The 19524-nt window shown below is 64.0% G+C and carries 18 protein-coding genes; 13 read left to right on the top strand and 5 right to left on the bottom strand.

Translation table 11 applies throughout. From position 1 onward, the window contains the following. Positions 1-376: 376 nt before the first annotated feature. Complete coding sequence (locus ACFHWW_RS30565) at positions 377-1069, bottom strand: GntR family transcriptional regulator (RefSeq protein WP_275597473.1); 693 nt, start codon at positions 1067-1069, stop codon at positions 377-379. 123 nt (positions 1070-1192) lie between these two features. On the opposite strand from ACFHWW_RS30565, the gene ACFHWW_RS30560 reads away from it, so the two are divergent. The 5 genes from ACFHWW_RS30560 to ACFHWW_RS30540 all read left to right on the top strand — a co-directional run bounded on the left by ACFHWW_RS30560 (position 1193) and on the right by ACFHWW_RS30540 (position 6826). Further along, positions 1193-2560, top strand: coding sequence for a glutamine synthetase family protein (locus ACFHWW_RS30560; protein WP_379942989.1), 1368 nt, complete (start codon positions 1193-1195; stop codon positions 2558-2560). Continuing rightward, on the top strand, positions 2557-3870 hold the full coding sequence (locus tag ACFHWW_RS30555) for an NAD(P)/FAD-dependent oxidoreductase (protein WP_379942993.1): 1314 nt from the start codon (positions 2557-2559) through the stop codon (positions 3868-3870). Before ACFHWW_RS30560 ends, ACFHWW_RS30555 begins: the two co-directional genes overlap by 4 nt. A gap of 184 nt (positions 3871-4054) precedes the next feature. Continuing rightward, complete coding sequence (locus tag ACFHWW_RS30550; protein WP_379942987.1) at positions 4055-4204, top strand: hypothetical protein; 150 nt, start codon at positions 4055-4057, stop codon at positions 4202-4204. A gap of 150 nt (positions 4205-4354) precedes the next feature. Then, positions 4355-5788, top strand: coding sequence for an aldehyde dehydrogenase family protein (locus tag ACFHWW_RS30545; protein ID WP_324762192.1), 1434 nt, complete (start codon positions 4355-4357; stop codon positions 5786-5788). 147 nt (positions 5789-5935) lie between these two features. Beyond that, positions 5936-6826: a DMT family transporter gene (locus ACFHWW_RS30540; RefSeq protein WP_379942985.1), complete on the top strand. Its 891-nt coding sequence runs from the start codon at positions 5936-5938 to the stop codon at positions 6824-6826. A 5-nt stretch (positions 6827-6831) separates the two neighbouring features. Here the strand turns inward: ACFHWW_RS30540 and ACFHWW_RS30535 are convergent, their stop codons facing one another. Both ACFHWW_RS30535 and ACFHWW_RS30530 read right to left on the bottom strand, forming a co-directional pair. Then, positions 6832-8010 carry an aminotransferase gene (locus tag ACFHWW_RS30535; protein ID WP_379942983.1) on the bottom strand — a complete coding sequence of 393 codons (1179 nt, stop codon included), beginning with the start codon at positions 8008-8010 and terminating at the stop codon, positions 6832-6834. A 45-nt stretch (positions 8011-8055) separates the two neighbouring features. Next, the gene (locus ACFHWW_RS30530) at positions 8056-9123 is read right to left on the bottom strand and encodes a LysR substrate-binding domain-containing protein (protein ID WP_018095781.1); all 1068 of its coding nucleotides are present in this window, start codon (positions 9121-9123) and stop codon (positions 8056-8058) included. A 192-nt stretch (positions 9124-9315) separates the two neighbouring features. On the opposite strand from ACFHWW_RS30530, the gene speB reads away from it, so the two are divergent. The 8 genes from speB (at position 9316) to ACFHWW_RS30490 (ending at position 17058) form a co-directional block, all read left to right on the top strand. Next, positions 9316-10374: an agmatinase gene (speB, locus tag ACFHWW_RS30525; RefSeq protein WP_379942981.1), complete on the top strand. Its 1059-nt coding sequence runs from the start codon at positions 9316-9318 to the stop codon at positions 10372-10374. A 169-nt stretch (positions 10375-10543) separates the two neighbouring features. Next, positions 10544-11623 carry a PotD/PotF family extracellular solute-binding protein gene (locus ACFHWW_RS30520; RefSeq protein ID WP_018095779.1) on the top strand — a complete coding sequence of 360 codons (1080 nt, stop codon included), beginning with the start codon at positions 10544-10546 and terminating at the stop codon, positions 11621-11623. A 169-nt stretch (positions 11624-11792) separates the two neighbouring features. Continuing rightward, entirely contained in the window at positions 11793-12830 is a 1038-nt protein-coding gene (locus ACFHWW_RS30515) for an ABC transporter ATP-binding protein (RefSeq protein WP_100671922.1), read from the top strand. Continuing rightward, complete coding sequence (locus ACFHWW_RS30510) at positions 12827-13681, top strand: ABC transporter permease (protein ID WP_018095777.1); 855 nt, start codon at positions 12827-12829, stop codon at positions 13679-13681. Before ACFHWW_RS30515 ends, ACFHWW_RS30510 begins: the two co-directional genes overlap by 4 nt. After that, positions 13678-14478 carry an ABC transporter permease gene (locus tag ACFHWW_RS30505; RefSeq protein ID WP_379942978.1) on the top strand — a complete coding sequence of 267 codons (801 nt, stop codon included), beginning with the start codon at positions 13678-13680 and terminating at the stop codon, positions 14476-14478. Before ACFHWW_RS30510 ends, ACFHWW_RS30505 begins: the two co-directional genes overlap by 4 nt. After that, positions 14475-15254 (top strand): carbon-nitrogen hydrolase family protein, encoded by a 780-nt coding sequence (locus ACFHWW_RS30500; RefSeq protein WP_379942976.1) that lies wholly within the window; start codon positions 14475-14477, stop codon positions 15252-15254. Before ACFHWW_RS30505 ends, ACFHWW_RS30500 begins: the two co-directional genes overlap by 4 nt. A 157-nt stretch (positions 15255-15411) precedes the next feature. Beyond that, entirely contained in the window at positions 15412-16365 is a 954-nt protein-coding gene (locus ACFHWW_RS30495; RefSeq protein WP_379942974.1) for a ring-cleaving dioxygenase, read from the top strand. Positions 16366-16500: 135 nt separating this feature from the next. After that, entirely contained in the window at positions 16501-17058 is a 558-nt protein-coding gene (locus ACFHWW_RS30490; protein WP_100671918.1) for an NADPH-dependent FMN reductase, read from the top strand. A gap of 3 nt (positions 17059-17061) precedes the next feature. Here the strand turns inward: ACFHWW_RS30490 and ACFHWW_RS30485 are convergent, their stop codons facing one another. Both ACFHWW_RS30485 and ACFHWW_RS30480 read right to left on the bottom strand, forming a co-directional pair. After that, positions 17062-18618 (bottom strand): VOC family protein, encoded by a 1557-nt coding sequence (locus ACFHWW_RS30485; protein WP_379942972.1) that lies wholly within the window; start codon positions 18616-18618, stop codon positions 17062-17064. Continuing rightward, a complete protein-coding gene (locus ACFHWW_RS30480; RefSeq protein ID WP_379942970.1) occupies positions 18615-19490 on the bottom strand; it encodes an SDR family NAD(P)-dependent oxidoreductase in 876 nt (291 codons plus the stop codon). Before ACFHWW_RS30480 ends, ACFHWW_RS30485 begins: the two co-directional genes overlap by 4 nt. Positions 19491-19524: the final 34 nt, after the last annotated feature.

Below are 19524 nucleotides of genomic sequence, written 5' to 3'. Positions count from 1 at the left end.
ACGTATCGCGGCAAACACCGTATCGACGGCAAAGCTCCGAAACGCTCCAGTTCCCGCTGTCATAATCCGAAAGCATCCGAACCCGCTCTTCCATCCGACAAGTCTCGTTAAACGGCATCAAAAGGTCTCCCTCAGATGCCAATCTAACCTGTCGACAATCATCCCGGTCTAATCTGTCGACAATCTACCCGGTCTGAACCAGGTCTGCCCCTCACCCTAGCCCTCTCCCCGCTTGCGGGGAGAGGAGACGAGTCCGTATTGACCCATCGAGGCTGAAGCGGAACACAGGGGTGTCCCCTCTCCCCGCGCGCGGAGAGGGCTAGGGTGAGGGGCAGATCAGGGTGGTTACCCTACTGGAGCAGACGCAAGGCCTCATTCACCGCGCAAGCGCGAGCAGCTTGCCGATCGCCTGCTGATCGAAGCCGCCGATGCCCTCGCGGATGTCGGCGGCGATGGCTTGCGCCACGGCGTCCTCGTCACGCCGTCTCAGGGCCTCGATGGCCTCACGGTGACGGTCGATGACATAGAATTCCGTGACGTGCTCCATGGCAATGCCGAGGATCGGCCCGAGCTGGAGCCAGAGGCTCTCTACGAACGGCATGACGACCTGATCGGGATTGGCCGTATAGATCCGCCGGTGAAATTCCTGATTGGCGATCAGCGCCTGCGCTTTCTGTCCGGCCAGGATCGCGGCCTCGATCGCGTCATCCAATGCGATGATGCGGTCTATCTGCCGGTCGGAGAGATGGGCGACGGCCCTGCGCGCGGCGTGGCTTTCAAGCGCGATACGAAGCGAGATCAGCTCCTCGAAACGCGCCGGCGTGATTCGCGGCACGACGATCCGCCGGTTCTCCAGAAATTGCAGGGCACCGATCGAGGTCAGCTGACGCAGTGCTTCGCGCACCGGCGTGGGGCTGCTCTCCAGCGCATTTGCGAGCCCGCGTATGGTGACGGAGGTTCCGGGCCGGAAGGCGCCCACCATGATCGCCTGCCTGAGACGCGCAAAGGCATAGTCGTGGGTCGTCATGCCTTCCGGCCGATCAAGGGCGGGCAGAGCAAGGGTCTTCAAGACGGCGATTCCTCCCGCACGCGGGCGTTGGAACGAGTCGATCCTACCGACCCGGGGCAGCTTGACTTCAAAACTGCAACTATGTCAATTTCCCGATAATGTGATCACAAAAAGAAATACGATATGTCAATCGATGCGGACGACCCGGAAGTGTTCCAGTCCTGGCTTGAGCAGAACGGCCCGATAGAAAGTATCCAGGCGGTGATTTGCGACCTGAACGGCATCATGCGCGGCAAGCGGGTGCCGGTGGAGCAGGCCAGGAAGGTGCTCGGCGGCGGCATCCGCATGCCGCTCTCGATCGTAGGCGTCGACGTCTGGGGTGAGGACATCATCGGCAGCGCGCAGGTCTTTGCGACCGGCGACCGCGACGGCATCTGCGGCGTCACGGGGCGAGGGGCCCTGCCGGTCAACTGGACGTCGCGGCCGAGCGCGCTGGTTCCGCTCTGGCTGTTCGTCGAGAACGGCAGGCCCTTTCTTGCCGATCCGCGCCAGGCGCTCGCGGCGATCATGCGCGAATATCGCGAACTGGGGCTGCGCCCGGTGGTGGCGACGGAGCTGGAATTCTATCTCATCGATCCCGAGCCGGACAGCGCCGTCCCGCCGATCTCGCCCTATACCGGCAAGCGGCTCGATTCCGACGCGATCCTTTCGATCGACGAGCTCGACGATTTCGGCGAGTTCTTCTCCGACGTCTACAGGGAGTGCGCGCGGCAGAACGTGCCGGCCGATGCGGCGATAGCCGAAAACGGCATCGGCCAGTTCGAGATCAATCTGCTGCACAGCGGCGATCCGCTGAAGGCGGCGGATGACGCGATCTTCTTCAAGCGCATCGTCAAGGGGGTCGCCCGCAAGCACGGGCTCGCGGCGACCTTCATGGCCAAACCCTACGGCACCCGTTCCGGCAACGGCATGCACATCCATTTCAGCCTGCTCGACGAGGAAGGCAACAACGTCTTCGACGACGGCAGCGACGAGGGATCGGCCGTGCTCAAGCATGCGGTGGCCGGCCTCCTGCGCGGCATGGCCGAGACGACGCTCATGTTCGCCCCGCACTTCAATTCCTACCGGCGGCTGCGGCCCGACACGCATGCGCCGACCTCGATTTCCTGGGGTTACGAGAACCGCACCTCGGCAATCCGCATTCCGGGCGGCAATCCGGCGGCGCGGCGGATCGAGCACCGCGTCGCGGGCGCCGACGCCAATCCCTATCTCGTCATCGCCGCGATCCTCGGCGCGGCGCTCGTAGGCATCCGCAACAAATGGAAGCCGCCGGCGCCCGTCGAGGGACGAGCCTATGCGACGGAGAAATTGCCCAAAATTCCTGCCGATTGGGGGCAGGCGGTCGACGCCTTCGAGGCCGGACCGATCGCCGCCGAGATCTTCGATCCCGTGCTTCGCTCCATGCTGATCGCCTGCAAGCGCCAGGAGATCGCCGGCTTCGCCGAGCAGGTCACGGATTACGAATTCAGCGCCTATCTGGAAATCGTCTGATGGCACGGAAGCAGAAATCCTACGCCGGGGACGGCAGCTACCCGACGAGCTATTACGCCGCCTCGCGCAACATCATCCGCAATCCGGTCATGCTGGAAGGCCGGATCGAAACCGACATCTGCATCGTCGGCGCGGGGTATTCGGGCCTGTCCACGGCCATTCATCTTGCCGAAAAGGGCTACAAGGTCACCGTGGTCGAGGGCGCGCAGGTGGGCTGGGGCGCCTCCGGACGCAACGGCGGCCAGATCGTCAACGGCCTCAATGCCGGCCTGGCGACGATCGAGCGCCGTTACGGCGAGGATGCCGCCCGCTTCATCGGCGGCCTTGTGCAGGAAGGCGGACGGATCATTCGCCGGCTCGTCAGCGAGTATCGGATCGAGTGCGATCTGAAGCCCGGCAATATCTATGCCGCCTATACCGGAGCCCACATGAAGGAGCTCGAGGCCAAGCAGGCGCTCTGGCGCAAACACGGAATGGACGATCATCAGCTTCTCGACCGCGAGGCGCTGCGCAAGCTCGTCGATTCCGAGGCCTATTGCGGCGGCATGCTCGACACCACCGGCGGCCATATGCATCCGCTCAATCTGGTGCTCGGCGAGGCACGCGCCCTGGAGAGCCTCGGCGGCGTGATCTACGAGATGTCACCGGTGACCCGTGTCGACCACGAATCGGCCCGGCCGACCGTCCATACCGAGAGGGGCGAGGTTTCCGCCCGGATCGTCGTGCTTTGCGGCAACGCCTATCTTGGCGATGCCGTGCCGAAGCTCGCCACCCGCGTCATGCCCGTTTCGACCCAGATGATCACCACCGCGCCGCTCGGCGAGGAGCTTGCCCATTCGCTGATCCCGAGCGACATGTGCGTGGAGGACGTTCGCTACATTCTCGACTATTTCCGGCTGTCCGCCGACAAGCGGATGATTTTCGGCGGCGGCACCGCCTATGGCGGTACCGACCCGGCGGATGTCGTGGCAAAGCTCAGGCCAAATCTCGAAAAGGTCTTTCCGCGGCTCAAGGGCGTGAAGATCGACTATGCCTGGAGCGGCAACTTCGCACTCTCCTTCACGCGCGTGCCGCAAATGGGGCGGATCGGCAGCAATACCTATTTCGCCCATGGCTATAGCGGTCATGGCGTGACGGGCTCCCACCTTTTCGGCCGCACTCTTGCCGAAGCGATCGACGGGGACGCGGCGCGCTTCGATGTCTTCGCGAAGCTGCCCTGGTATCCATTCCCCGGCGGACGGATGTTCCGCGCGCAGTATTCGACTGTCGGATCGTGGTGGTACATGCTCAAGGACGCCGTCGGCTGGTAGCCGGGGCGATCGCTTCTGGGCATCGGAGACCTCGAAAAAACCGTGTATTCCGCACTGCCCGGCAGGCCGGTTAAACGAATTTTTCATTTCTCGTTTGATCCGTGGGAAAAAATTATCTAGGAATTCGATCAAGAATATAGGAGAACAACGGCTACAGGCCACGCCCCAACAGCGGAGAGACATAATGAACGCGACCAAGGCGATGACCCAATCCCGCTATACCGTCTACCGGGCTCGACCAGCCCGTCGTCCGATTGCCAGACACTTTACCCAGGCCATCGCGGTGGCTGCAGCCTTCACTTTCATCTGCGCGCTCCTCATCGGCGCGTTCTGATTTCGCAACGGCTGCAGGTGCTCATGCATCTGCAGCCGTTCATCGGCCGGTGCCGTTTCCCGACACGCTCCCTTCCGCTTTTCCGCCCTTGTCCGCGTGCAGCCGCCGTCGTAGCCTTGCCGGCGGAAATCAGACGGGATGGAGGAGCGAATGCTCGACAAACGGAAATTCTACATCGACGGCAAATGGGTTGAGCCGGCCACGCAGAACGATCTTCTGGTGCTCAATCCGGCGACCGAGAAGCCGATAGCGGTTATCTCGCTCGGCACCGCTGCCGACGTCGACCGGGCGGTTGCAGCCGCCAAGAAGGCATTCGCAAGCTATAGCCGGACGAGCGTCGAGGAACGGCTGGCGCTGCTCGAAAAGCTGCTCGCGATCTACAAGCGGCGTTACGATGAAATGGCCGACACCATCACGGCCGAACTCGGTGCGCCGAGAACGATGAGCCGCGAGCAGCAGGCGGATGTGGGCGTCGGCCATCTTCAGGGCTTCATCGATGCCCTGAAGCGCCTGAAACTCAAGGAAAAGCTGCCGAACGGCGACACGCTCCTGCGTGAGCCGATCGGCGTCTGCGGTCTTATCACGCCGTGGAACTGGCCGGTCAACCAGATCGCGCTCAAGGTCGTCCCGGCGCTTGCGACCGGCTGCACCTGCGTCCTGAAACCCAGCGAATTCACGCCGCTGAACGCCATGCTCTACGCCGAGATGATCGAAGAGGCGGGCTTTCCGGCCGGCGTCTTCAACCTCGTCAATGGTGACGGCATTCATGCCGGGGCGGCGCTGTCGAAGCACAAGGACATCGACATGATGTCCTTCACCGGTTCGACGCGGGCGGGTATCGCCGTCAGCAAGGACGCCGCCGATACGGTCAAGCGCGTCACGCTCGAACTCGGCGGAAAGTCGCCGAACATCGTCTTTGCCGATGCCGATATCGAGGAGCGGGTGACCGCCAGCATTCTCGAATGCTTCAACAATTCCGGCCAGTCCTGTGATGCCCCGACACGTATGCTCGTCGAGCGCAGCGCCTATGACGAGGTCGTGGAAATCGCCAGGCGCGTCGGCATGGAGGCGAGGGTCGGCGATCCGACGAAGGATGGCTCCCATATCGGCCCGCTCGTCAGCCATATTCAGTTCGAGCGGGTGCAGGCGCTGATCGAAGCGGGCGTTGCCGAGGGCGCGACGCTCCTGGCCGGCGGCCCCGGCAAGCCGGAAGGCTTCGAGACCGGATATTTCGTCCAGCCGACGATCTTCGCCGATGTCGACAATTCCATGCGAATCGCGCGCGAGGAAGTGTTCGGACCGGTGCTTTCGATCATTCCCTTCGATACGGAAGAGGAGGCGATCGCGATCGCCAACGACACGAATTACGGCCTCGCGGCCTATGTCCAGACGCGCGACCGCGAAAGGGCGGAGCGGGTGGCATCGCGTCTCCGCGCCGGCATGGTGCACATCAACGGCGGTCCGCACCGCTACGGAAGCCCCTTCGGCGGCTACAAGCAGTCCGGCAACGGCCGGGAAGGCGGGATGTTCGGGCTCGAGGACTTCCTGGAGGTGAAAACGGTTCACCTGCCGGACGCAGCCTGACCGGTCGTTTCTCCCACGGCCGCACGTTTTCGCGTGTGGTCGTTTTTCGCCTATCGGGCGAATTCGGCTGTCGTTTGCGGCGGGATTCTGATAGCTGGCTTGCCGCGCGCCGGTTCTGCGCGCGCTTCCCAGCCATCGGACATCGCCGTGACCCAAGCCGCCAGTTCCGCCGCTCCCCGTAACAGACTTGCCATGGCCGCGCTCATCATCGGCGGTGCCGCCATCGGCGGATCGCCGATCTTCGTGCGGCTCTCGGAAGTGGGGCCGATGGCCACTGCCTTCTGGCGTGTCGCGCTGGCGCTGATTCCGCTGCTGGCCTGGTCACGGCTGCGCGGCGGCACAGCCGCGGACAAGCCCCCGCAGCGCCTGTCCGATTACGCTCAACTTGTCCTGCCGGGCGTATTTCTGGCCATCGATCTCGCAGCCTGGCACCTTGCGCTCACCATGACCTCGGTCGCCAATGCGACGCTGCTTGCCAATCTGGCGCCGGTCTTCGTGACGCTTGCCGGATGGGCTCTGTTCCGCTCGGCGGTCAGCGGCATCTTCCTGGGCGGCCTCGCCACGGCGATCGTCGGCGTGGTGGTCCTGAAAGGCGGTCCGGCGGCACTCGGCGGCGGCGATCTCGCCGGAGATGGGATCGCCATCGTCGCGGCCGCTTTCTATGCCGGCTACATTCTCGCGATCGGGCGTCTGCGAAGCCGCTTCAGCACCAACCGGATCATGATCTGGAGCACCGCATCGGCAGCCGTTTGCATGCTGCCGATGGCCCTGTTGGCCGAGCCGTCGCTTTTCCCGACGAGCGCCTTCGGCTGGGCCATGCTCTTCGGACTTGCCTTCGTGAGCCACGCCGGCGGACAGGTGGCGATCACCTATGCGCTCGCTTTTTTGCCGCCGGCCTTTTCTTCGCTGACGCTGCTCCTGCAGCCGGTCGTGGCTGCGCTGCTCGCCTGGGTTCTGCTGAGCGAGCCGGTGGGCGCCATGCAGGCGATCGGCGGCGCGATCGTGCTGATCGGCATCCTGATCGCCCGCCGCGGCTGAGCCACTCAGATACCCGGCAGCTCGAATCGCGCGAGGCGCTCTTCGAGCTTGAGGATCGTCGCCACGTCCGCATTGGCGAAGGCGAAGCGCAGGTAGTTCTCCTGACCCTCGCCGAAATAATCGCCGGGCAAGCAGAGGACGCCGGCGAGCTTCGCCAGCTTCTCGGCGACGAATTGCGACTCGATATCGGGGAAGGGGTGGCGGATATAGGCAAAATAGGCGCCCACTGCCTGAAGGTTCCATTGCGGCAGCCGGGTCATGATCGTCCTCAGCGCCTCGGCGCGGGCGGCGATTTCGGCGCGGTTGGCAAGCCGCCAGTCGGCAAGCGCCGGTATCGCTCTCGCGACGGCCGCCTGGGGGGAGCGCGGGGCGCAGATCTGGAGATTGTCCATGATCTTGGCGACCTGCTCGACCACCTGCGGCCCGGCGGTGATCGCGCCGAGACGATGGCCCGGAATGCAGAAGGACTTCGAGAAACTGTAAAGACCGATGAAACTGTCCTCCCAGCCCGGGGTTCGAAGCAGGCCGTGCGGCGCGGCGGCCGCATCCGGCAGGAAGTCGCGATAGGTTTCGTCCAGAATGAGCCAGGTTCCGTTCGCGCGGCAGAGCTCGTAGATCCGCTGCAGCAGTTCGGGCGGGTAGACCGCTCCCGTGGGATTGTTGGGCGAAACGAGCGCGAGTGCCCGGATGCCCGGCCGCAAGGCAGAGGCGATGGTCTCGACCTCGGGCAGGAACCCGGCGCCCGCATCGAGCGGCGCAAGCTCGACATCGATCCCCAGCATCGCCAGCGTCGTCTCCTGGTTGAAGTAATAGGGATTGGTCATCAGCACCGTATCGCCGGTCCCGGCAACGGCCATCGCGGCACAGATGAAGGCCTGGTTGCAGCCGGAGGTGATGTGGACGTTGCCGGCGGCGACCGCCGCGCCATAGAGCGATGCCACGTGCTCGGCATAGGCCTGGCGCAGTTCCGCTTCACCCTCGATCGCTCCGTAGCCCGTGTAGGCCGCCGACGCCGCGGCCTCGCCCAGCCATTTCAGCATGTCGGGATGAGCGGGATAGCCGGGCACGGCTTGGGAGAGGTCGATCAGGGGACCTTTTGCCCCGTCATAAGCCTTCGCCCACGCGAGCACCGAGGGTATCGGCGGCGGCGAGAGCTTTTCGACGAGGGGATTGAAATGCGGCATGGCGGATTTCCTGTTGTTGAAGCGGACGGGATTCTCAGCCCCGCATCATGATTTGATTTTGCGCCTCTGCGGACGTTCCGGACGCCGGTTGCGCGGCGGGGAACGGGGCTGAAGGCTCTTCGGTGTTGTCTTGCGGCCCGCATCTTCCGGCTTCGGCATGCGGCTGCGGATGATCGTGCGGGCGGACATCTGCAGTTCCGGCATCGGATCGCTTTCGAGAGCGGCAAACAGCCAGTCGATGAAAACGCGGACGATCGGCGCGGCGCGAACTTCATTACGGCAGGCGACGAAAAAGGCGTCGTTGGCCGGAACCGTCAGGTCGAAAGGGGCGATCAGCTCGCCGCGGGCGATCAGGCTGCCGGCGGTGATCGTATCGCCGAGCGCAACGCCCTGATTGTGCAGGGCCGCCTCGGTCGAAAGCCGCGCATCGCTCATGAAATGCTGGCGGCCGCGCTGGAAATCGATCGCGTCGGCTGCGGCGAGCCAGGTGTTCCACTCGCGGCCGTCGTCGCCATGCAGCATCACGTGGTCGCGGATGTCCCGGATGGAGCGCAGCGGCCGCATGTTGAGGAGCGTCGGGCTGACCACCGGGAAAAGCTCGAGCCGGCTCCAGAGCCTCGACCAGCAGTCCTGCCAGTTGCCGTCGCCATAGAGCAGGCAGACGTCGACGTCCGGGGAGTCGAGGTTCGCCTCGTCATTGGAGGCGATCAGCCGCAACTGGACATCGGGGAACTGCTCGGTAAAGAGGTGCAGGCGCGGAATCATCCAGAAGGAGAGCAATGCCGGGACGCAGGTGACGGTGAGTTCCCCGCTCGTCGCGGGGCGCGTCATCGCCGCCGTTGCCGCGGCGATCTCGGCGAAGGCATGCGTCACCGCAGGCAGGAGCAGCGCGCCCTGCGGCGTCAGCTTCAGCCGCTTGCCGCCCCGCTCGAAAAGGGGCGCGTTGAAGGAGAGTTCGAGCGCGCGGATCTGATGGCTTACTGCGCCGTGGGTGACGTTGAGCTCACGCGCCGCAGCGGAAACGGAGCCGCGCCGGGCGGTGGCCTCGAAGGCGCGCAGCGGATTCAGCGGAGGCAGGCGGCTCGACAAGAAGAAGCTCCGGAGAGGCGGCATCTATGTGAATTTTTCTCACATCAAACGCTATAACAATGTCAATTGCTTTTCCAGAAGAATTGTCTCCTAATATGCGCAACAAAGGCAAAAGCCGGGGAACCTGATTGCGCCGCTTCAGATCGGCACACCGCAAGTCGTGACTTGCGGTGCATCATGTGCCAGCCCCGGCCGAACGATACGGAGGTCCGGCGCATGGCTTGGGATGAACAGAAGCTCAACGCATTGAAGGCGAAATATGGCGAGAGCCATGGCGGCGAGCTCTTCGATCCGACCTTCCGCAAGGTCGCGGACAAGATTTTCACGAAGAGCGGCACGCGGCTGGCGCCCTATTCCGGCATTCCGACATTCCTGACCGCACCTCACATGCCGGTCGATGCCGATGAGCCCGATTTCGGCAATCTTCAGGTGGCGATGATCGGCGTTCCCATGGATCTCGGCGTCACCAATCGCCCGGGATCGCGCTTCGGGCCACGGGCGCTGCGCGCGATCGAGCGGATCGGGCCCTATAATCACGTGCTCGGCTGCGCACCGGTGCACGATCTCAGGGTCGCCGATATCGGCGATGTTCCCTTCCGCAGCCGCTATCGGCTCGAAATCAGCCACGAGGACATCGAGAAGCGGATCAACCAGATCGTCGATGCGGGCGTCGTGCCGCTCTCCGTCGGCGGCGACCATTCGATCACGCATCCGATCCTCAAGGCCGTGGGCAAGAAGCAGCCTGTCGGCATGATCCATATCGACGCGCATTGCGACACTGGCGGCGCCTTTGACCTGACCAAGTTCCACCATGGCGGCCCGTTCCGCAACGCCGTCCTCGACGGCGTGCTCGACCCGACCCGCGTCATCCAGATCGGCATCCGCGGCTCGGCAGAGTATCTGTGGGAGTTCTCCTACGAGTCCGGCATGACGGTCGTTCATGCGGAGGAGGTCACCGGACTGGGTATTCCGGCGATCATCGAAAAGGCGAAGAAGATCGTCGGCGACGGTCCGACCTATCTCTCCTTCGACGTCGACAGCCTCGACCCGAGCTTCGCGCCGGGCACCGGTACGCCGGAAGTCGGAGGCCTGACGACGCGTGAGGTGCTGGAGTTGATCCGCGGGCTGAAGGGCGTCAATCTCGTCGGCGGCGACGTCGTCGAGGTGGCGCCGCAATACGACACGACCACCAATACGGCCCATGCCGGCGCCCAGGTACTCTTCGAGATCCTGAGCCTGATGGTCTTCAGTCCGGCCGTTGCCGGCAAGGGCTGATGCGCGGATGAACGATCCGAAATCGATGCGCATGGCGGGCACGAGCGGATCACGATAATCTATTGCCAGATCATTTTCCTTGCTGAAGCGAAGCGGGGACAAAGGGCGCAGGGAATCAACTAGAACAAGGGAACGCGGCGCAATCCGCCAAAAACAAAGGAGACATGCGATGATCATCAATTCCATCAAGCGCCGCACGCTGCTCGGCGCGGGGCTTGCCGGCGCGTCGATGCTGGCAATGCCGGCGGTGCTGAGGGCGCAGGACAAGTCGCTGAAGGTCGGCGTCTACGGCGGCTACTTCAAGGACTCCTTCGACAAGAACATCTTCCCCGAATTCACCAAGGCGACCGGCATCGCGATCGAATCCGTCGCCGAGCCCACCGGCGAGGCATGGCTCGTCCAGCTCGAACAGGCCGCCCGCGCCGGCCAGGCGCCCGCCGACGTTTCCATGATGTCTCAGGTGGCGATGCTCAAAGGGCAGGCGACCGACCTCTGGACGCCGATCGACATGGCCAAGATCAAGAACGGCTCGAACCTGCTCGACCGCTTCGTCAACAAATATCCGGACGGCCGCATCGCCGGCATCGGCGCCGTCTCCTGGTACATCACGCTGGTGACCAACACCGACGTCTACAAGGAGGCGCCGACCTCGTGGCAGGCGTTCTGGGATCCGGCGAATGCCGACAAGCTCGGCCTTCTGGCGCTGGTCTCCAACTCCTTCCTGCTCGAAGTGACAGCCAAGACCTTCATGGGCGGCACCAATGCGCTCGACACGGAAGAGGGGATTCTCAAAGCGTTCGAAAAGCTCGCCGAAGTGAAGCCGAACGTCCGTCTCTGGTACCGCGACGAAGCGCAGTTCGAACAGGCGCTGAAGTCGGGCGAAATCCCGATGGGGCAATATTATCACGACGTGACGGGGCTTGCCGCGGCGGATGGTCATCCGGTGCGTTCCACCTTCCCCAAGGAGGGCGGCATCCAGGATTCCGGCTGCTGGGCGCTTTCGCGCGCGTCGCAGAAGGTCGAGGAAGCCCACATCTTCATCGACTACATGTGCCAGCCTGCGGTTCAGGCGACGCTCTCGCGCAAGGTCGGCACCTCGCCGACGGTCAAACGCGAGTCGACCGATCTGACGGATAAGGAATTCGCTGCCGTCTCCTCGGACATCGAGCCGATCGTTCCGCGCTACGATCTCTATCAGACGAAGTCGGATTGGCTGAACCAGAAGTGGACGGAACTGATCGTCGGCTGAGGCCGGCCATGAGCGGCCGCCTCGGTATCCCGGGGCGGCGCAGCGTATTGCGCGACCTTAAACCGGAAGCGGTTTGGGGATAAGCTGATTTGGAATTTTGAAAGTGTCACCGCGGCAGCGTCTGACGTGGCCGGTGACATCCGCGCATGAGGCGCGAAACGGGGAACATATGTCGGGACTTGCCCTTCAAAACGTCGTCAAGGAATTCGGGTCGTTCAGGGCCGTCAACGATGTCGACTTGATGGTGCCGCACGGCACATTCGTCTGCATGCTCGGGCCGTCGGGCTGCGGCAAGACCACGCTCTTGCGCATGATCGCAGGTCTGGACCTGCCGACCTCGGGCTCCATAGGGCTCGACGGCGAGGACATCACCCGGGTTCCGACGCATAAACGCAATCTCGGCATGGTGTTCCAGTCGCTGGCGCTGTTTCCCCACCTGACCGTCGGCGAGAATATCGCCTATCCGCTGCGCATCCGCGGCGCGCCCAAGGAAGACCAGAGGAAACGGGTCGACGAGCTGCTTTCGATGATTCACCTGTCGGGCTATGCCGACCGACCGGTCTCGAAGCTCTCCGGCGGCCAGCGCCAGCGCGTGGCGATAGCCCGGGCGCTGGCGATTTCGCCGAAGCTCTTTCTGCTCGACGAGCCCCTGTCGGCGCTCGACGCCAAGCTGCGCGAGGCGATGCAGGTCGAGCTCAGGCAGTTGCAGCAGAAGCTCGGCATCACCACCATCGTCGTCACCCACGACCAGCGCGAGGCGATGACCATGGCCGATACGGTCGTGGTCATGAACGGCGGCGAGATCCGGCAGGCTGCCTCGCCGATCGAGATCTACCGCCGGCCGGCCGACAGCTTCGTCGCCGATTTTATCGGGCAGACCAATCTGATCGAAGCGGAGGCGGACACTTCGGGCCGCGTGACGGTGCTCGGTCAGCCGGTGCCGGGCCTGCAGTTGCCGCCGGGCGCGGCGAAGGCGATGCTTTCGATCCGCCCGGAGGACGTGCACCTGACCGCGCCGGGTACCGGAGCGCTTTCCGGCACGGTGACCTTCGTGCGCGACCTCGGGGGCACGATCGAGACATTCGTCGATGTCGCCGGCCGGCAGATCGTCGCGGTCTCGACTCCGCGCGCCCGGCCGCAGGTGACGGTCGGCCAAGAGGTCGGCGTCGCTCTCACGCCCGATGTCTGTGTGGTGCTCGCCAGATGAGACGCGAACCGCCCCGAACCTTCGGTGATTACCTGCCGATCCTCTTCCCCGCGGGAATGCTGACGATCTTCTTCGTGGTGCCCTTCGGCACGATGATCGCAGTCAGTTTCTTTCAGCGCCAGCAGGGCGGCTTCTATACGCCGGCCTTCGTCTACGACAATTATGCCCGCTTCCTCTCGGCCTTCTTCGGCGGCGTGCTCGGCTTTTCCCTGATGCTGGCGATCGCGGTCGCCGCGTGCTGCGTGGTCTTGGCGCTGCCCTTCACCTATCTGCTCACGCGTATGGCGCGCCGGGTGCAGGTCGTGTGGCTCGTCGCTCTGCTCTCCGTGCTTTCTCTCTCCGAAGTCATCATCGGTTTTGCATGGTCCACCCTTTTCTCGCGCACGGCCGGCATTACCAACATCCTCGTGGCGCTCGGGCTCATGGGTGAGGCGAAGGCGCTCACGCCGAGTTTTGCCGCTGTGCTGACCGGCATGGTCTATCAGGCCTTTCCCTATACCGTGCTCGTGCTTTTCCCCGCGCTCGTGCGCCTCGACCCGACACTGACGGAAGCCGCCCGCACACTCGGTGCCTCGCCGCTCAGGGCCTTCTTCACCGTCGTCGTTCCGGCGCTGAGAAACACGATCACCGCGACGCTGATCATGGTCTTCATCTTCGCGCTCGGCTCCTATCTCCTGCCGCAACTCCTCGGCCGGCCGCAGCACTGGACGTTGTCGGTGCTCATCACCGATCAGGCGATCTATCAGTCCAACATGCCCTTCGCCGCGGCGATGGCGGTGTTTCTCGTCCTGGTGACGCTTGGGCTGGTGGCTCTAACGGTCATCGCGGGACGGAAGGGAGAGGCGGCATGAGCACCATTTTCCGCAAGGTCTACTTCTCCCTGATCGGGCTCTTTCTCGCTTTGCCGCTGATCGTCGTCGCCGGCGTCTCGGTCAACGCCAAGCAGACGCTCGCCTTTCCCCCCCAGGGTTTCTCCACATCCTGGTACGGGGAAATCTTCCTGAACCCCGAATGGCGCAGCGCGCTTTTTGCCTCGGTGACGCTGGCGCTCCTTTCCGCCGCCCTTGCGGTCGCGATCGCGCTGCCGCTTGCCTGGTTCCTCTGGCGGCGCGTCGCGCCATGGGCGAACGTCTTCCAGCTGCTGGGGGTCGCGCCCTTCACGCTGCCGCCGGTCATCACCGCGCTCGGCCTGCTCACTTTCTGGGCGACGGCCGGCTTTTACGGCCAGCCCTGGACCGCCGTCGTCAGCCACGCGATCTTCTTCGTGACGCTGCCGCTCGTCACGCTGTCTCTCGGCTTCACCTCGATCGACCGCTCGCTGATCGAGGCGGCCTCGACGATGGGCGCGGACGACCGCACGGTCTTCCGCACCGTCGTTCTGCCGTTGATCCTGCCCTATATCGTTTCCGGCTATGCCTTCGCCTTCGTGCTGTCGCTCAATGAGTATATCGTCGCCTACATGACCGTCGGCTTCACGATGGAGACGCTGCCGATCAAGATCTTCAACGCGCTTCGCTACGGCTATACGCCCACCATGGCTTCCGTGACGATCCTCTTCGTCACGACGGCCGCGGTCATCTTCAGCCTCGTCGCCCGCTTCGGAGACCTGCCGAAGCTGCTCGGCGCCATGTCGTCGGACGGAAAATGATGAAGTTCGCTGCCCTGCAGATGAAGAGCATTGGCGGCGACGTGGCCGCCAATCTCGCCCGCATCGAGCGGGCGGCGATCGCGGCTTGCGGGAAGGGGGCGAGCCTGCTCGTCGCCCCCGAGCTCGCAATCACCGGCTACGGCGCGGGGGAAGCCATCCGCAGGCTCGCGGAGCCGGCGGATGGGCCGATCGTTCGAGAATTGGGGCGCATCTCGCTGCAAACCGGCATCGCCATCGTTGCCGGATTCGCGGAGCAGGACGCGGGTGCCATCTACAACAGCGCCGTCCATGTCGACGGGGACGCCACCCCGATCGTCTATCGGAAGTCGCACCTCTATGGCGAATACGAGCGTTCACTCTTCACGCCGGCGGAGCCCTCGACGCGTCTGTTCAAACATCGCGGCGTCACTTGCGGCATGCTGATCTGCTACGACGTCGAATTCCCCGAAAACGTCCGTCGCCTGGCGCTTGCGGGTGCCGATGCGGTGCTGGTGCCGACGGCCCTCCCGGCCGGATGGTCCGGCACTTTCATCACCGACCATATGATCCGGACGCGGGCCTTCGAGAACCAGCTCTTCGTCGCCTATGTCAATCACTGCGGTTCGGATGACATGTTTTCCTTTGCGGGACTCTCGCTGATAGCGTCACCGGATGGCCAGGCACTGGCAAAGGCCGGTTCCGCGGATGAAACCCTGATCTTCGCCGAAATCGACCCGCAGGCATTTGCCATTTCCCGGGCGGAGAATACTTATCTCATGGACTTGAAACGCGGCTGATCTGCCAGATCGTTCTTACTCGGAGAACAATCTGTTCGCGTCGTCCCCCTTTTGGAAACGCTCGGTCGGATCGATATTGTGCTCAACCGAAATGCCCGCCCTGCAGCGCCGCGCAACTGACGCAAAAGGCGCTGCAGCATAGCGATAGGAGGCAATCATGAGCTTGCAACTGACTGGTATTCACCATCTGACCGCGATAACCGCCAATGCGCCGGAGAACCTGCGCTTCTACACGGGGACGCTGGGTCTCCGCCTGGTCAAGAAGACCGTCAACCAGGACGACACGACGGCCTATCATCTCTTCTATGCCGACGGGCAGGCGACCCCCGGCACGGATCTGACCTTCTTCGACTGGCCGGTCGGACCCGAAGGACGCGGCACGCACAGCATTTCGCGGACCGGGCTTCGGGTCGGCAGCGCAGAAACGGTGCGGTGGTGGAAGCGCCGTTTCGATGAGTTCGAGGTCGCTTCCGGCGAGGTCGCCGAAATCGACGGCCGTATCTCCCTCGATTTCGAGGACGGCGAGGGCCAGCGCTTCCGGCTCGTCGACGACGGTGGATTGGCGCGGTCCCACCCTTGGGAAAGGAGCCGGGTTCCGGCCGAGCACCAGATCAAGGGCCTTGGGCCGATCACCATCAGCGTGCCGGACCTCAGCAACACCACGCTCGTGCTGACGCGTGTCATGAACATGGCCGAACTGCGGAGCTATCCGTCGCCCGACGGTGTCGGAGAGGTGCATGTCTTCTCGATGGGCGAGGGTGGGCCGGCGGCGGAACTGCATGTAGCGGTCCAGCCCGATCTGCCGGCCGCTCGCCAGGGGGCGGGCGCCGTCCACCACGTCGCGTTCCGGGCACCGGATGTCGAAACGCTGCATCGATGGACGGAGCGGCTCGCCGAGTTCCGCCTGCCGTCGAGCGGCGAGGTCGAGCGCTTCTACTTCCGTTCGCTCTACTTCCGCGAGCCGAACGGCATCCTTTTCGAGATCGCCACAGACGGGCCCGGCTTTGCGGTCGACGAACCGATGGAAACCCTCGGCGAAAGCCTATCGCTGCCGCCGTTCCTCGAGCCGAAGAGGGCGCAGATCGAGGCGAGACTGAAGCCTCTGGAGTAACGGCTGCCGTTCTCGCCGGGCCGGGACATGAAGAGCCGGAAGCGATTCCGGCTTTCCTTTTGCCGCGAGCCCGCTAGTTTTTTGACTGACGCGGGATTTGCGCGGCATCGCGCCAGCGAAAGGAATTTGTCGTTCATGACCAAGCTTCTCGGCATATCGGGCAGTCTGCGGAAGGCCTCCTTCAACACTGCATTGCTCAAGGCCGCACAAGCGGTGGCGCCGGACGGGGTGGAATTCGAGACCGCGACCTTGCATGGCATTCCGCTGTATGACGGAGACGTGGAGGCCGAAAGCGGCGTTCCGGCCGCTGCGGAAGCGCTGAAGCAGAAGATCGTCGCGGCGGACGGCGTCATTTTCTTCACGCCGGAATACAACAATTCGGTCCCGGGTGTTTTCAAGAATGCGATCGACTGGCTGAGTCGCCCGCCAGCCGACATAAAGAAGGTCTTCGGCGGCCGGCCGTTCGCGCTCGCCGGCGCATCTTCGGGAAGCTTCGGGACCATTCTCAGCCAAAACGCCTGGCTGTCGGTGATGCGGACGCTCGGCGCCGAAATGTGGTCGGGCAAGCGGCTGATGGTGCCGAAAGCCGATACATTGTTCGACGGCGACGGACAGCTGAAGGACGATCAGACCCTGGAGAGGCTGCGCGGCTTCGTACAGGCCTTCGCCGATCACGTCGCCGGCAAGGCATGACGCTCAGAGGCCGGATTCCGCGAGCCAGGGCCGGATAACGGCGATGTCTTCGACGCCTATTCCGTGGCCGGTATCGAGGTCGACTTCCTCGAAATCGGCTCCGCTGGCCCTGAGCGCCCTCTTCAGTTCCGGCGCGTGCTTGCCGTAGGGGTCGTCCTTGCCGGTGAGCATCAGCACTTTGGTGCCGGCAAGGTCCGGTTCCGGCGCGCTTTCGAGCGCCGCCATCGCGCGCATCAGCACCGCGTTCCTGACAATGCCCGGGTGGAGATGCAGCACCGCGGCGAGCAGGTTGGCGCCGTTCGAGTAGCCGATGAACACGGTTTTCTCCGGGTCGAGGCCGTAGCTCTCGCGCGCGCCCTCGACGAAGGCGGCAAACGCTTCCGCTTCCGAGCGAATGTCCTGCTGGTCGAATTTCGTCATCGAAAAACGCCGGAACCAGCGCGGGAAGCCTTCCTCGGTGCTGCGGCCGCGCACGCCCAGGAGAGTCGCATGCGGATCGAGCTGACGGCCGAAGGGCAGCATATCGATTTCGTTGCCGCCGCTGCCGTGCAGCAGCACGAAGGTGCGATCGTTCGCGTTCTCCGGACGGTGGAACCGATGGATGAAGGGAAGCTCGCGCTGCGGCACCCTGGGTTCGCCGGGCAGCGCAAATTGCGGCAGCCTGACCAGCGTTGCCGTGGGATCGCTCGCCAGATGCGGGGGCAGGAACAGCGTCGTGCCGAGAGCATCCGGAGCTTCGTCGACGGTAAAGCCGGGCCCGTCCGTAGCGAGCTCGCAGAGCGCACCGCCGGGCTCGCGCACATAGAGCGAGAAGAAATATTTCCGGTCATGCGCATTGGTGGCGCCGGCGTGCTCCTGCTCGAGATCGGCTCTCACCGCAAGCACGGTCGCCTCATCGGGGGCGCGGAAGGCGATGTGGTCGATCGTGCCGGTACCAGGGGCGGCACTCCAGAAGCCGCCGGCATCGCGGACATCGATCACGTCCCCGGACGACGAGGTGAGGCGGCGGATGCTCTCCGTCGCTCCGGTCTCGGTGTAGCCGAAGTGGTTTTGAAGGAAGTGCGCCGTGTCTTTCGGTTTTTCCGTGAGCACCGTCGCGCCGCGTAAGCGGCGGATCGAGTCCGTTTCGGGGATGTCGCGTCCCGCCCAGGGCGCAGGCTCCGCAAGCGCGTTCGTTCCCACCAGCTTGACGATCACGCCGTCCGGGTCCTTCAGACGCAGGACCGGTTCGCCGAATTCCTGCGACGGGCCGGTTGCCTGGATGTTGAACTTCAGCGCTCGCGTCATCCAGTAGCCGATGCTGTCAGGCGGAATGGCGAAGGCGATCTCGCTCGGCTGGCCGTGACCGACCCGGCCCGGAGAGCCGTCCTCCCAGACCAGGAAACTCACGAGAGAGCCCGGCGAGCCCGCGGCGTCGCCATAGAAGAGATGCAACTGATTGGGATCTTCGTAGCCGCCGGTCCGCTTGACGAGGTGCAGCCCCAGGAAGCCGACATAGAAATCGACATTGGCCTGTACCTTGCGGGCGATCAGGGTGATGTGGTGAATGCCGCTCGTCACGGTTTTGTCCTCCCTGCCGTCGTCCCGGCGAGAAACGACTGGAAGGCTTCGCCATAATCCGGGTGCCAGCGTGAAAGCGGCGGCCGGTTTTCGACGATGTCTCCCGCTGCCCAAAGAATGCGCTTTTCATCCGTTGAACGCGCGACCTCGTTGTCGGGGCAAAGGATATAGAAGTCGCCGCGGGCAAGGCTCTCCATCATGAAGTCCACCGTCTGTTCCGGCGTCCAGGCGCCTGCCGGCTTCTCGGTGCGTCCCTGCGCGGTGAGGGACGTGTAGACGAAACCGGGGATCAGCAGATGCGCATTGACCTTGCAGTCCTCGGTATTGCGCAGTTCGTGCTGCAGGGCCTCGGTGAAGACCTTCACGCCCGCTTTCGAAAGGTTGTAGGCGGGATCGCCGGGCGGCGTGGTGATGCCTTGCTTGGACCCCGTGTTGATGATCAGCGCGGGTTCTCCATGGGCGACCATTGCCGGCGCGAAAATGCGCGAGCCGTTGATGACGCCCCAGAGATTTACGCCGATCACGGCCTCCCAGTTTTCCAGCGGGCCGAAGACAGAGCTGCCAGGCTGGATGCCGGCATTGTTCATCAGCACATGCACGTGTCCGAAGCGCTCTTGCGTGACACGCGCCAGAGCCACGAGGTCGTCCGCCCGCGACACGTCGGTTTCGACCGCGGCGACATCGCCGGAGCCGCCCGGAGCCGCCTTCGCTACCTCGGCTGCAGCTGCTTGCAGCTTTTCGCCGCCAAGATCCGCGAGCACGACTTTCATTCCGAGGCTCGCAAACCGCCGTGCCGAGGCAAGGCCGATGCCGGAGGCGGCGCCGGTCACGACGGCGACGTTGTTCTTGGCTATGGCGGAGTAGGACAACATGGGCTTCAATCCTGCTAGATGACGTTCATGAATT

It is taken from the genome of Sinorhizobium sp. P24N7, assembly GCF_042436655.1.
GTDB lineage: Bacteria > Pseudomonadota > Alphaproteobacteria > Rhizobiales > Rhizobiaceae > Sinorhizobium > Sinorhizobium meliloti_A.
This window is presented reverse-complemented; position numbering and strand designations above follow the sequence as displayed.